General features: G+C 65.6%; 10 protein-coding genes and 1 riboswitch. Of the genes, 5 read left to right on the top strand and 5 right to left on the bottom strand.

Annotated features, from left to right (window positions below; translation table 11 throughout):
- Window positions 1-152 precede the first annotated feature (152 nt).
- Window positions 153-1,766: a tetratricopeptide repeat protein gene (locus LK540_RS05370; RefSeq protein WP_229436019.1), complete on the top strand. Its 1,614-nt coding sequence runs from the start codon at window positions 153-155 to the stop codon at window positions 1,764-1,766.
- Between the two features lie 49 nt (window positions 1,767-1,815).
- On the opposite strand, the gene dapF is transcribed toward LK540_RS05370, so the two are convergent.
- Genes dapF through LK540_RS05355 form a run of 3 tightly spaced genes read right to left on the bottom strand, consistent with a single transcriptional unit; the run spans window position 1,816 to window position 4,394 of the window.
- On the bottom strand, window positions 1,816-2,679 hold the full coding sequence (gene dapF / locus LK540_RS05365; protein WP_229436018.1) for a diaminopimelate epimerase: 864 nt from the start codon (window positions 2,677-2,679) through the stop codon (window positions 1,816-1,818).
- On the bottom strand, window positions 2,680-3,546 hold the full coding sequence (locus LK540_RS05360; protein ID WP_229436017.1) for a lipid A biosynthesis acyltransferase: 867 nt from the start codon (window positions 3,544-3,546) through the stop codon (window positions 2,680-2,682).
- Entirely contained in the window at window positions 3,543-4,394 is an 852-nt protein-coding gene (locus tag LK540_RS05355; RefSeq protein ID WP_229436016.1) for a lysophospholipid acyltransferase family protein, read from the bottom strand. Before LK540_RS05355 ends, LK540_RS05360 begins: the two co-directional genes overlap by 4 nt.
- Before the next feature lie 184 nt (window positions 4,395-4,578).
- On the opposite strand from LK540_RS05355, the gene metK reads away from it, so the two are divergent.
- The 4 genes from metK (at window position 4,579) to metF (ending at window position 8,920) form a co-directional block, all read left to right on the top strand.
- A complete protein-coding gene (gene metK, locus LK540_RS05350; RefSeq protein WP_229436015.1) occupies window positions 4,579-5,745 on the top strand; it encodes a methionine adenosyltransferase in 1,167 nt (388 codons plus the stop codon).
- A 318-nt stretch (window positions 5,746-6,063) separates the two neighbouring features.
- A riboswitch (S-adenosyl-L-homocysteine riboswitch) is annotated at window positions 6,064-6,135 on the top strand.
- Window positions 6,136-6,164: 29 nt separating this feature from the next.
- Window positions 6,165-7,577 (top strand): adenosylhomocysteinase, encoded by a 1,413-nt coding sequence (gene ahcY, locus LK540_RS05345; RefSeq protein ID WP_229436014.1) that lies wholly within the window; start codon window positions 6,165-6,167, stop codon window positions 7,575-7,577.
- A gap of 160 nt (window positions 7,578-7,737) precedes the next feature.
- Complete coding sequence (locus LK540_RS05340; RefSeq protein ID WP_229436013.1) at window positions 7,738-8,091, top strand: phage holin family protein; 354 nt, start codon at window positions 7,738-7,740, stop codon at window positions 8,089-8,091.
- Window positions 8,078-8,920, top strand: coding sequence for a methylenetetrahydrofolate reductase [NAD(P)H] (metF, locus tag LK540_RS05335; protein ID WP_229436012.1), 843 nt, complete (start codon window positions 8,078-8,080; stop codon window positions 8,918-8,920). The genes LK540_RS05340 and metF overlap by 14 nt, the downstream gene beginning before the upstream one ends.
- 105 nt (window positions 8,921-9,025) lie before the next feature.
- Here metF and LK540_RS05330 read toward each other — a convergent pair whose 3' ends face one another.
- Both LK540_RS05330 and LK540_RS05325 read right to left on the bottom strand, forming a co-directional pair.
- On the bottom strand, window positions 9,026-10,132 hold the full coding sequence (locus tag LK540_RS05330) for a hypothetical protein (protein ID WP_229436011.1): 1,107 nt from the start codon (window positions 10,130-10,132) through the stop codon (window positions 9,026-9,028).
- Window positions 10,133-10,196: 64 nt separating this feature from the next.
- Window positions 10,197-12,653: a hypothetical protein gene (locus LK540_RS05325; protein WP_229436010.1), complete on the bottom strand. Its 2,457-nt coding sequence runs from the start codon at window positions 12,651-12,653 to the stop codon at window positions 10,197-10,199.
- Window positions 12,654-12,740 lie beyond the last annotated feature (87 nt).

The following is a 12,740-nucleotide window of genomic DNA, read 5'->3' as shown; positions in this document are numbered from 1 at the left end:
TTAGACTTTTCCCAAACCGATGCAGTGTGGGCGCGATCCGAGCGGTTCTTGTATATTGGCAACTTTGGCCGCGGCACCGAGCCGCCGGTCACCGCCTTGCCGGTCCTGATCGCGCTCCTGCTGCCCCCATCCCACTAGTAAAGACCCGAACGATGGCTAATCGTGAAGAACTGGCGATCATCCGCGGCGCCCGCGCCGGCCGCGCCGATGCCCAGCTCGCGCTCGGCAAGCGCTACCTGTTCGGCAGCGCCGGCCTGCCGCAGAGCCTGCCCACCGCGCTGCACTGGCTCGACCGCGCCGCCCACCAGGGCTGCCTGGAATCCTGCCAGCTGATCGGCAATCACGTGCCGGTCGAGCTGGCGCGCCAGCACGCGGGGCCGCTGGCGCCCTGGTACGAGCGCGCCTACGACGCCGGCAACACGCGCGCCGGCCTGGTGCTGGCCCAGCTGCTGCTCGAAGAGCCGGGCACGGCCACGCCCACGCTGCGCGCGAAAGCCTTGCGCGCCCTGGAAGACGCGGCCCGCGCCGGCTTCGCCGAGGCCCAGTGGCTGCTGGCGCGCCAGCCCGAAGCCGCCGCCGGCGCCGGCGTGGCGCAGGCATCCGGCCCGTCGGTGCGCAGCACGCCCGGCGCGGGTGCGGGCACGGCCGGCGCCGGCCAGCCCTGGCTGCGCCGCGCCGCCGACAATGGCCTGGCCGAGGCCCAGTTCGCTCTGCTCGAGCAAAGCTGGGAAGCCGGGCGCTGGGCGGATTACCTCGAACGCGCCTTGCCCCTGGCGCGCGCGCTGGCCAAGGGCGGTAAGGAGCAAGCCCAGCGCCTGACCCCGGGCGAAGTCGGCCTGCTGTCGCGGGTGGCGCGCCTGCTCGAGCAGGGTGAAGGAACGGATGGCGCCGATGGCGCCAGTGAAGCCGAGCTGCACACCTTCTGGGAACTCGCCGCGGCCGAACACGACCGGCATGCCCAGCTTGCCATGGGCCTGTGGTATGCGCGCATGCAGGTCGACGGCACCCGGGTCGCCGGCGGCGCCGGTGCGGCCAATTTCAAGAAAGCGATCCGCTGGCTGATGCTGGCCGGCGAGCAGGGCCTGGCCGCGGCCTGGTACGCCCTGTCGCGTATCTACATTAAGCCAGAATTCTCCCAGCGCAATGTCGCCGATGCCCAGCGCTACCTGGAAAGGGCGGCCGAGATGGGATACCGGGTGGCCCAGCTCGAATGCGGCAACAATGCCTGGCGTGCGCGCCGCGAAAACGAAAGCAACGACGTGCGCGCCGTGTACTGGCTGCAGCAGGCGGCGGCCGGCGGCTGTCCCGAGGCTGCCGAGGCGCTGCAGAAGATCGCTCCGCGCCTGCTCGACGCCGTGCACACCGAAACCGGTGCATTGCTGGGCTGTGCGATCGACCTCTCCAGCCATCCCTTGCTGGCTGCGCGCCTGGAACTGGCGGCGCTCTTTGGCCTCAGCCGCGCCGAGGCCCTGCTGGTCGACCTGCACGCCGCCGACCAGGGGCACTGCCTGGTCATCGACATCCGCGCCAGTTACGGGCGCAGCAAGCGGCGCCTGGTCATGATCGACACCGCCCAGGAACGCCAGGCGCTCGACCGCATCGTGGCCTTGTTCGAGAACGTCGATTGCGGCCCTGGCGGGCCGGAAGGCAATTACCGCCAGCGCCTGTACCGGCTGCGCACCGTGGTGGCCGAAGCCGGACCCGGGCTCAACCCCGGTGGGCCGGGCGCTGGGCGCAATGGCGCCCCCTACGGCCTGGCGGCCTGAAGCGGCAAGGGGCCGTGTCCACTGTTATAGCGTGGCTTGTTGAGTTGCATTACAAATCGATCTCGCCTTCGAACACGGTGACGGCGGGACCGCTCAGATACACCGGCTGGCCTTCGCCGGCCCAGGCGATCGACAGCTCGCCACCGCGCGCCGATACCCGTACCGGCGAGTCCAACAGCCCACGGCGGATGCCGGCAACGACTGCCGCGCAGGCGCCCGTGCCGCAGGCCAGGGTTTCGCCGGCGCCGCGTTCGAACACGCGCAGCTTGACGTGACCGCGTTCGACCACCTGCATGAAGCCGGCGTTCACGCGTTTCGGAAAGCGTGGATGGTGTTCGATCTGCGGGCCGAGCTCGGCCACCGGGGCCGTTTCCACATCCTCGACCACCTGCACCGCATGCGGATTGCCCATCGACACCGCCGACACCAGCACGGTGTGCTCCGCGCCACGCAGCGTCAGGTCCAGCGGCCACAGCGTGTCGCGGCCTTCTGGCTGCCCCGCCAGGCCGGTGCTGTCGAAGGGCACGGCCGGTGCATCCAGCACAGGGGCGCCCATGTCGACCGTCACGCTGCCATCGTCTTCCAGGCGCGGCTCGATGAGGCCGGCCATGGTCTGCACGCGGATACTGCGCTTGTCGGTCAGGCCCTTTTCGCTGACGAAACGGACAAAGGCGCGCGAGCCGTTGCCGCACTGCTCGACTTCGCCGCCATCGCTATTGAAGATGCGGTAACGGAAATCGCAGCCGGGCTCCGTCGGCCGTTCGACCACCAGGATCTGGTCGGCGCCGATGCCGAAGCGGCGGTCGCCCAGCTTGCGCCATTGTTCGGTGCTGAAATCGATGTCCTGGTGGATGGCGTCGATCACGACGAAGTCGTTGCCGGCGCCGTGCATTTTGGTGAACTTGAGTTTCATTTATTCGTCGTACAAGGAAGGTTCGCCGGGTGGACGCGTCTTGAAGCGCTTATGGGTCCAGAAGTATTCGCTCGGGGCCTCGCGCACGCGCTCCTCGATAAAGGCGTTCATGCGCCGCGTCGCTTCGACCATGTCGGTGCCGGGATAGTTTTCCCAGGCAGGATAAAAGCGCACGCGCCAGCCCCGGTAGTTCGGCAGGAAAGTCGCCACCACCGGGATTACCTTGGCGCCGGTGGTCGCGGCGATGCGGCCGAGCGCGGTCAGCGTGGCCGCCGGCACGCCGAAGAAGGGCACGAACTCGGCGTCTTTTTCACCGAAGTCCATGTCCGGCAGCATGAAATAGGGCAGGCCGTCGCGCAGCGCGCGCAAGATCGGCTTGATGCCTTCCTTGCGCGTTACCAGGCGCACCGGGCCATAGCGTTCGCGGCCGTGGCGCAGCAGCTTGTCGAAGGCGGCGTTCTTTTGCGGCACGTACATGCTGCACACCGGGATCACCCGCGAAGCAACGCCGGCCACGTCCAGGCAGACGAAGTGCGGGCACAACAGGATGGTCGGGCCGGCTTCCATCTCGGCCTGCGGCACCGCCGGCTCGACGTGGATGAGCTTGCGCACGCGCGCTTCCGGCGCCCACCACAGGATGGAACGCTCGAAGATGCTGCGCGAATAGCCGCGGAAATGCTGGCGCGCGATCGCATGGCGCTCTTTTTCGCTCAGTTCCGGCAGGCACAGGCGCAAATTGGTCAGGGCGATCCTGCGGCGCTTGCCGAGGATCAGGAACATCAGGCTGCCTACCGTTTCGCCGAAACGACCGAGGATGGGTAGTGGCAGCCAATGCAGCAGCCACAGGAAAGCAATCAGGACCCTCATGCGACGGCCTCGGCTTGCGGTGCATCGACACCCTGCGGTTGTTTATAGCGGTTATAGCTCCAGAAATACTGGGCCGGGGCACGCGCAATGAGTTGTTCCATGGCGCGGTTGATGCTGGCTGCCTGCTCGGCCGGGCCGCCGCTCAGTTCGCCCTCGAAGGGCACGAAGCGCACCACGTAGCCGCGTCCCTTCGGCAGGCGCTCGGCATACACCAGCAGGATGTCGGCCTTGCCCAGCTGGGCCAGCTTTGCGGGCAGGGTCATCGTGTACGCGTTGCGGCCGAACCACTTCGCCCAAATGCCTTCGCCTTCCTGCGGCACCTGGTCGGGCAGCAGGCCGATCGGCTGGCCGCTTTTCAGGGTCTTTGCCAGGATGCGCACGCCCGACAGGTTCGCCGGCGCCAAGTGCAGGTTATGGCGTGCACGCGCGCCTTCGACCAGCGGCCGCAGGGCGTCCTTGCGCGGAGGGCGATACATGACCGTCAAGGCCGTGTGCAGGGCGATTTGCTGGGCCGTCATCTCGAAGCAGCCCAAGTGTGGCGTCAGGAACACAATCCCGCGGCCGGCATCGAGCACGCGCTGGACCATGTCCCAGTTCTCGACGGTGGCATGGCGCGCCACGCGTTCCGGCTTGCCGCACCAGACGAAAGCCAGCTCGACGATGGCCTTGCCGGCCTCGGCGACAGCGGCGCGCCGATAGGCGCTATAGCCGGCCTGGGCCAGGTTGGCGTCGAGGCGGCGGCGGTAGGAAGGGGAGAGCAGATAGACCAGCCAGCCCAGCGCCGCGCCCAGGGCGTGCAGCATGCGCAGGGGAAAAATTGACAAGACTCTGAATAAAATAACTAGCATGCGTTTGATCGGGGTTGAGGACGAGACGGCCCCCTCCGCCAAAAATTTCTTAAAGGAGCGTAAAATACCACTTTACGCAGGATCCGCCGAGTTAATAGACAACTTGCGAAGCGGAATATAAATGTCGCTAAAGCGTCGCAGGCATGTTGCTGCGGCAGTTTTATGAACAGTAACAGGAGCCTTCATGTCCAACGATTACCTCTTTACTTCCGAATCCGTCTCGGAAGGCCATCCCGACAAAGTTGCCGACCAGATTTCGGACGCGATTCTCGACGCCATCCTCGAGCAGGACCCGCGCGCGCGTGTCGCCGCCGAAACGCTGTGCAATACCGGCCTCGTCGTGCTGGCAGGTGAAATCACGACCCACGCCAACGTCGATTATATCGGCGTGGCACGCAACACCATCAAGCGCATCGGCTACGACAACACCGACTTCGGCATCGACTACAAGGGCTGCGCGGTCATGGTCTGCTACGACAGGCAGTCGCCGGACATCGCCCAGGGCGTCGACGAAGGCGCGGGCCTCGACCTCGACCAGGGCGCCGGCGACCAGGGCCTGATGTTCGGCTACGCCTGCGACGAAACCGCCGAGCTGATGCCGGCCGCTATCCACTACGCCCACCGCCTGGTCGAGCGCCAGTCGCAGCTGCGCAAGGACGGCCGCCTGGCATGGCTGCGCCCGGACGCCAAGTCGCAGGTCACCCTGCGCTACGTCGACGGCCGCCCGGTCGCGGTCGACACCGTGGTCCTGTCGACCCAGCACCACCCGGACGTCACCCACTCGCAGATCGAGGAAGCGGTGATCGAGGAAATCATCAAGCCTATCCTGCCGCGCGAGTGGCTGCAGGGCACCAAGTACCTGGTCAACCCGACCGGCCGCTTCGTCATCGGCGGCCCGCAGGGCGACTGCGGCCTGACCGGCCGCAAGATCATCGTCGACACCTACGGCGGCGCAGCTCCGCACGGCGGCGGCGCGTTCTCGGGCAAGGACCCGTCGAAGGTCGACCGCTCGGCCGCCTACGCCGCACGCTACGTGGCGAAGAACATCGTCGCCGCCGGCCTGGCGCGCCAGTGCCAGGTGCAGGTCAGCTACGCCATCGGCGTGGCGCGTCCGATCAACATCACCGTGTACACCGAAGGTACCGGCGTGATCTCCGACGAGAAGATCGCTAAGCTGGTGATGGAACACTTCGACCTGCGCCCGAAAGGCATCGTCCAGATGCTCGACCTGCTGCGCCCGATCTACCAGAAAAGCGCGGCCTACGGCCACTTCGGCCGCGAAGAGCCGGAGTTCAGCTGGGAGCGCACCGACAAGGCGGCGCTGCTGCGCGCGGAAGCCGGCCTGTCGTAAAAGATGAAACGGCCAGGAGCCTGGCTGCTTTGGTAGGGTGGGCACCTGTGCCCACGCGGTATGGTACTCGTGCATACCACTGGCGTTGACGATTGCCTGATAGTTCGACCCTCAGCTTAGAAGGCTGATGCTCTAATGGCTTCGGTCATGCCCGAATACTCAACGGTGCCATACCGCGTGGACACAGGTGTCCACCCTACGAAAATCGAGACGCATCGCGAAGATCAATTCCGGAGCCATATTCCCGACTCATGTTGCAGGTGCAGCAAATCCAGCTCCGCTGAGGTTCCTCAAACCGTCATCCGTGCTAAACTACTCCGTTCCGAGGAGCGTTGCGACGAAAAGATTCCTTTTCGCCAGGCTCGGACATCAACACCGCGCTCACGTTACTTTTTTCTAAACATTGAAAGGAGGGCGTGATGAGCGCCGTACTGAAAGACACCCAAGACTTCCTCGTTGCAGACATCTCCCTGGCCTCCTGGGGCGAGAAGGAAATCCGCATCGCCGAAACCGAAATGCCGGGCCTGATGGCGATCCGCGAGGAATACGCTGCGACCCAGCCCCTGAAGGGCGCGCGCATTGCCGGTTCCCTGCACATGACCATCCAGACCGCCGTGCTGATCCGCACGCTGGAAGCCCTCGGCGCACAAGTGCGCTGGGCGTCGTGCAACATCTATTCGACCCAGGACCACGCCGCCGCCGCCATCGCGTCGGTCGGCACGCCGGTGTTCGCCATCAAGGGCGAAACCCTGGACGAATACTGGGAATACACCCACCGCATCTTCGAGTGGCCGGGCGACAACCATGCCAACATGATCCTCGACGACGGCGGCGACGCGACCCTGCTGCTGCACCTGGGCACCCGCGCCGAAAAAGACATCTCCGTGCTGGCCAACCCAGGCTCGGAAGAAGAAATCTGCCTGTTCAACGCCATCAAGGGCCGCCTGGCAAAAGACCCGTCGTGGTATTCGAAGCGCCTGCCATGCATCCTGGGCGTGACCGAGGAAACCACCACCGGCGTGCACCGCCTGTACCAGATGCACCAGGAAGGCAAACTGGCCTTCCCGGCGATCAACGTCAACGACTCGGTCACCAAGTCGAAGTTCGACAACCTGTACGGCTGCCGCGAATCGCTGGTCGACGGCATCAAGCGCGCCACCGACGTGATGGTGGCCGGCAAGGTCGCCGTCATCGCCGGTTACGGTGACGTCGGCAAGGGCTCGGCCCAGGCCATGCGCGCCCTGTCGGCGCAAGTGTGGGTCACCGAAATCGATCCGATCTGCGCACTGCAGGCGGCGATGGAAGGCTACCGCGTCGTGACCATGGACTACGCTGCCGAACACGGCGACATTTTTGTCACCTGCACCGGCAACTACCATGTCATCACCGAAGAGCACATGCTCAAGATGAAGGACCAGGCGATCGTCTGCAACATCGGTCACTTCGACAACGAAATCGAAGTCGCCGCGCTCAAGAAGTACGAGTGGGAAAACATCAAGCCGCAGGTCGACCACGTGATCTTCCCGTCGGGCCGCCGCATCATCCTGCTGGCCGAAGGCCGCCTGGTGAACCTGGGCTGCGGCACCGGTCACCCGTCGTACGTGATGAGCTCGTCGTTCGCGAACCAGACCATCGCCCAGATCGAGCTGTTCGCCAACACCGACAAGTACCCGGTCGGCGTCTACACGCTGCCGAAGCACCTGGACGAAAAGGTCGCGCGCCTGCAGCTGAAGAAGCTGAACGCCCAGCTGACCACGCTGACCGAAGAGCAGGCTGCCTACATCTCGGTGAGCCAGGACGGTCCGTACAAGCCGGATCACTACCGCTATTAATTAGCGCGGCAATCCGTGTAGTAATTAGGCTGGCGCCGCGTGCGCCCGCGCATGGGCAGGCATGGCCGCCCATGACGGATCATGCCCTTGTCACATGGCGCTGGCATGATCCGTGTCTTCCTACCCAATAACAAGAAACGCACCACGAAAGAAGTTGAACATGCGCCTGCTCCTGACCTGGCTGATCAACGCTGCTGCGCTGATGGCCCTGCCTTACCTGATGCACTCCGTCGCCGTCAGCAATGTCGGCACCGCCCTGATCGCCGCGCTGGTGCTGGGCCTGGTCAACACGCTGATCCGGCCCCTGCTGGTATTGTTGACTTTACCCGTCACGCTGCTGTCGATGGGGCTGTTTATCCTGGTCATCAATGCCTTGCTGTTCTGGCTGGTGTCGCACTGGGTGAGCGGTTTCGAGGTGGCGGGTTTCTGGTCGGCCTTCCTGGCGGCTATCCTGTACAGCATCATTTCGTGGGCGCTTTCTACCTTGCTCCTGAAAGACGATGGAAACGCATAATTTCAGCATCGAGTTCTTCCCGCCCAAGACTCCCGAGGGCGTGGAAAAACTGCGCGTCACGCGCCGCAAGCTGGCCGAACTGAACCCGACGTATTTCTCGGTGACCTTCGGCGCCGGCGGTTCGACCCAGCAGGGCACCCTCGACACCGTGCTTGACATCATGGCCGATGGCCACGCCGCGGCGCCCCACCTGTCCTGCATCGGCGCCACGCGCGCGTCGATCCGCGCCATCCTGCAGCAGTTCCAGCAGCAAGGCATCCGGCGCCTGGTGGCATTGCGCGGCGATTTGCCGAGCGGCTATGGCGGCGCTGGCGAACTGCGCTACGCCAATGAACTGGTGGAATTCATTCGCCAGGAAACCGGCGACTGGTTCCACATCGAGGTGGCGGCCTACCCGGAAATGCATCCGCAGGCCCGTTCGCCGCACGACGATCTGCAGAACTTCGCGCGCAAGATCGGCGCCGGCGCAAATGCCGCGATCACCCAGTACTTCTACAATGCCGACGCCTATTTCCAGTTCGTCGACAACGTGCGCAAGCTGGGCATCGAGGTGCCGATCGTGGCCGGCATCATGCCGATCACGAACTACACGCAGTTGATGCGTTTTTCCGACATGTGCGGCGCCGAGATTCCGCGCTGGGTGCGGCTGAAGCTGGCCAGCTTCGGCGACGACAGCGCCTCGATCAAGGCCTTCGGCCTGGACGTGGTAACCGACCTGGCCGAACGCCTGCTGGCCGGCGGCGCGCCCGGCCTGCACTTCTACAGCATGAACCAGGCGGCGGCCACCACCGCCATCTGGCAACGCCTGACCGGCCAGTCGACCCGGTAAACGGTCCGCCCGCGGGCGGTACACGACAAGAATCCCGGCAGCGCCCACGCGTTGCCGGGATTTTTTATTCCTGCGCCGCAGCCCGGTACGGGACCGGTCCGCGGTTCAGAACACCAGGTGATAGTGCAGTTGCAGCGAGCGCGCTTTCGCGTCGTCGAGGTCCAGCTTGTCGGATTGCAGCTGGAAGCGGAAATTGCCCGCCTCCAGGCCGATGCCGGCACTGTCGAAGCGCGTTTCCAGGTTGCCGTGCACGGTCAGCCAGCCGAAGCGGCGCGACAGCGACAGGGTCGGGATCGTTTCGCCCGCATACCGCGCAAGGTGCAGTCCGGCGCCCCAGTCCTCGTAGCGGTAGTCGAGGGCGGCGGCCGTATAGCGCGGCACCTTGAAGTCGCGTTCGAGCTGCTGCTTGCGTCCGCGCAGCATAGGGCGGTAGTTGACGTAGCCGTTTGCGTCGTAGGACGTGACGTTGGAACTGAGCGACTCGGCATTCACCGGCAGGTGTTTCCAGCGCAGGCGGCTGGCCAGGTCGTCGGCCTGCAGCCGCAGCGTCCAGGCCTCGGCCAGCGGCACCGTGGCCGCCAGCGACAGCCCGGCCCCGGAGGCGCTCGGCATCTCGTTCATGAACGGGTACGTCATGCGGCTGTCGGCATCCGTGTGATTGGCGGCAAAGGCATAGGTTTCCGCCTGCGGGTAGCTGAGCGTGCCATCCACGCTGCGCGCGCGCAGGCGCTGCTTGCCGTACACGGCGCCGCTGATCTCGACCGTACTGCTGCGTCCGCCAAAGCCCGGTGCGTCCAGGGTGTAACCGATGCGCAAGCCTTGCGCCTTCCAGGAGAAATAGCGCGCCTGGAGCGCGAAGCTGGCCGGTGGCGCCGGCTTGTGTTTTTGCTGGTACAGGTAGAAGGCGTCGAGCGAGGCGCGGTCGGTGACCAGGAAGGCATCCTGGCGCAGTTCCCAGCCCAGGCGCCAGCGCCCTTTCCGGACGCCGAGCGCGGCCCGGTTGCGCATCAGGGCGGTATTGCGTCCGGCGCGCGGCGTGTAGCTGGTCCAGTCGCCGTCGATCTGGCTGATCGGCACGGCGTCGCTGGCTTGCCAGACGGCGAGGTCGGAATACACGGTCCAGCCATCCGGCGCCGGTGCGGTTGGCGCGGGCAGGGCCTGGGCGCCGGCGGCACCGCAGGCGAGGACGCCGGTCAAGAGGATTGATCGCATGATAAAGGTGATAAAAAAGCCTGGCGCATGGCGCCAGGCTTGAAGGAAACGCCTTGCGTTCCGGTTACTTCAGCGATTCGGTGCTGCCGTCGCTGTAGGTGATGATGCCCTTGGCCAGGTCGAGCTGGGCCACGACCGCGCCGTCCTTGGTCACCGGCACCGGCGACGAGGTATCCGTGAACGAGAAGGCGACGCCTTCCGCGCTCGACACCTTCACCAGCGGATGACGCTCGCCAACCCTGGCCGATACCTTGGCATTGATGACCGAAGTGCCGTCGCGGTACTGGGCATTGATGTTGGCGCTGTCGGCGCCGGTGCGGGTGGCGCCCAGCACCAGGCCGAAACGCGGACGGTTCGGCAGCGTCAGCACGCCGCGGATCTCCATGATGTCGAGCGCGAAGTTGCTGTCCGACTCCGGAATCGAGGCATCGAACTTGTCGTAGTCGAGACGGGTGAGCCCGGCGCTGCCGCTGAAGGCGATCTCGCCCTGGTGCTCGAGCCAGCCCTCGAACAGCACGTTGGTCGGCATGCGTTTGGTCTGGCTCTTGTCCAGCTTGTCGCCCGCGGCGCGCAAGGTGCCGCTGACGCGGGTGTTGCCCACCGTGCCGTTCAGGGTCACTTCGAGTTCGTTGGCCTCGTTCACGGCGACCTTGCTGCTGTCTTGCGGCAGCGCCATGCGCAGGAAGGAGGTGTTCGCAATCGAGACCTTGCCGGCCGGCTGGCCCGCCTTGGTCGCGCTGAACTCGCCGCCGAACTTGTACAGGGCCAGGCCGCCGGCTTCCTCGGTGCGGGTGACGTCGAGTTTCCAGTCCTCAAAGTCGCTGTCCAGGGCGCCGCCGGCGTTCAGGCGGCCAGGCAGGCGGCCGTTGACGGCCAGCTGCATCAGGTTGGCGCCGCGTGCCAGCGTCAGGGTGCCGGTCTGGGTGGTGCCGATCGTTTCCTTCACCGGCTCGCCGACGATGGTCCAGCCCTCGTAGCGGGCCGTATTCCTTTCGAACCAGGCGCTGTAGGTGTAGTCGGTGGTGCTGCCCGCCTTCGGCTCGATCTTGAAGACGCGCGTCGCGTACACCTGGGTGCCGGCCGTAAAGCTCGTTGCAACCGATCCCGGCAGGTAGTTGTTCCGCACGACGGTGCAGGTCAGGCTGAGCGGGTTGACGACAATTGCGCAGCCGCCATCGCCGTTCGCGATATTGTAAGGAACGGGGGAGATGGTCACGACATTGTTGACCACACGGCCGTAGGTCTTGAACCAGTTCCTGCTGGCACGGATCTGGTCGAGCAGGTCGACTGCACTGACCGCCAGCGTTGCCAGGTCCCTGGCATCGTTACCGAGCGGCAGGATGTTGTTGTTCAGGTCGGCCTTGACGGCATCGGCCGTGGCACGGAAGCCGTCGGCGGCGCCGAGCACGTTCAGGTTGGTGCGCAGGCTGCCGAACAGGACCTTGGTCGCTTCGAGCTGGGTCGGCGTCGCGCCCACCGGCGGGGTGGCCGGGGTGGTTGGCGTGGTCGGCGTCGTCGGGACCGGCTCAGGCGTGCTTGGGGTGGTCGGCGTGGTAGGCGCCGGTTCCGGGTTGGCCGGATTGGTCGGCGTCGTCGGCGTGGTTGGCGCGGTCGGCGTGGTCGGATCCGTCACGCCCGTGGTCGGCGCCGGGGTCAGCACGGGAATGCCGACAACCTTGACCTTGCCGGTGCGGTTCACGTTCTGGTCCAGCGCAACGGTCTGCACCGCTTCGCGGAATTGCGCCAGGCGGGTTTGTTCCAGGCCAGGCTGGCCATCCTTCAGGGTGACCGAGGAAGCCAGCTTGCCGACGACGCAGGAAATGCGTTCGCCCGGCGTGCTCTGGGCGCAATCGGCGCTGACCGTGTTGCCCATCTTCGAGATGGCGGCCAGGGCCAGGCTCTGGTTCTTCTCGTCTTCGCTGGCGCTGGCCGCGGCGGCGCTGTTCGAGTTCACCGGTTTCACGGTCTCGGGGTCGAAGCCGAGCATGGTGCGCACGTTGACCTTGGCCTGGGCAACGGCCTGTTGGGTCAGCTTGCCGTCGGCGGTCTCTGCCGTACGAACGATCATTTCGGTCAGCGGGGTCACGCTGCCTTCATAGGCGCCGGTGGCGGCCTCGGCCAGCGTCACCACGCTGCGCAAGGTCATGCTGTCGGGAATTGGCAGGTCGGTGCCGCTGACTTCGTCGGCCATGACGGCGCCCTGCGCCGCGCTGACCACGATCACGAAGTTGCGCACGGAAGCAGGAATCTGCAGCTTGTAGCCGCCGTTGGTGCCGGTGGTGCCGGTCGCCAGCGCAGCGGCGGCGCGCACGCCCTGGGCGTCGATCTCGTAGACACTGACCTTGGCGCCCTTGATCAGGCCCTTGGCCGCCGTGCCTTGCACGATGCGCTGGGGGGCCGGCGACACCGAGACCGGCGGATTGGCGCCGGCGCTATCGCCGCCGCCACCGCCGCATCCGCTCAGTGCCAGCGCAATCGCGACCGCGCCTGCTTTTACTACTGCTCCTTGAATTCCGTGCATTTCTCTCTGTCCATTCTTGTATTGGCGCCAAGCCCAGGCGCATGTCGGCAGACATAGTTGCCGAGGTGCAATACTAATGCATCAGAG

It is taken from the genome of Massilia sp. IC2-278, assembly GCF_020708045.1.
Taxonomy (GTDB): Bacteria; Pseudomonadota; Gammaproteobacteria; order Burkholderiales; family Burkholderiaceae_D; genus Telluria.
The sequence above is the reverse complement of the archived record's forward strand: the minus strand, read 5'-3'. Positions and strand labels throughout refer to the sequence as shown.

What these genes read in the sequence shown, in the direction of transcription:
- LK540_RS05325 (WP_229436010.1), bottom strand. Translation starts at nt 12,653, where the DNA reads ATGCACGGAATTCAAGGAGCAGTAGTAAAAGCAGGCGCGGTCGCGATT.
- LK540_RS05330 (WP_229436011.1), bottom strand. Translation starts at nt 10,132, where the DNA reads ATGCGATCAATCCTCTTGACCGGCGTCCTCGCCTGCGGTGCCGCCGGC.
- LK540_RS05340 (WP_229436013.1), top strand. Translation starts at nt 7,738, where the DNA reads ATGCGCCTGCTCCTGACCTGGCTGATCAACGCTGCTGCGCTGATGGCC.
- LK540_RS05355 (WP_229436016.1), bottom strand. Translation starts at nt 4,394, where the DNA reads ATGCTAGTTATTTTATTCAGAGTCTTGTCAATTTTTCCCCTGCGCATG.
- metF (WP_229436012.1), top strand. Translation starts at nt 8,078, where the DNA reads ATGGAAACGCATAATTTCAGCATCGAGTTCTTCCCGCCCAAGACTCCC.
- LK540_RS05370 (WP_229436019.1), top strand. Translation starts at nt 153, where the DNA reads ATGGCTAATCGTGAAGAACTGGCGATCATCCGCGGCGCCCGCGCCGGC.
- LK540_RS05360 (WP_229436017.1), bottom strand. Translation starts at nt 3,546, where the DNA reads ATGAGGGTCCTGATTGCTTTCCTGTGGCTGCTGCATTGGCTGCCACTA.
- ahcY (WP_229436014.1), top strand. Translation starts at nt 6,165, where the DNA reads ATGAGCGCCGTACTGAAAGACACCCAAGACTTCCTCGTTGCAGACATC.
- metK (WP_229436015.1), top strand. Translation starts at nt 4,579, where the DNA reads ATGTCCAACGATTACCTCTTTACTTCCGAATCCGTCTCGGAAGGCCAT.
- dapF (WP_229436018.1), bottom strand. Translation starts at nt 2,679, where the DNA reads ATGAAACTCAAGTTCACCAAAATGCACGGCGCCGGCAACGACTTCGTC.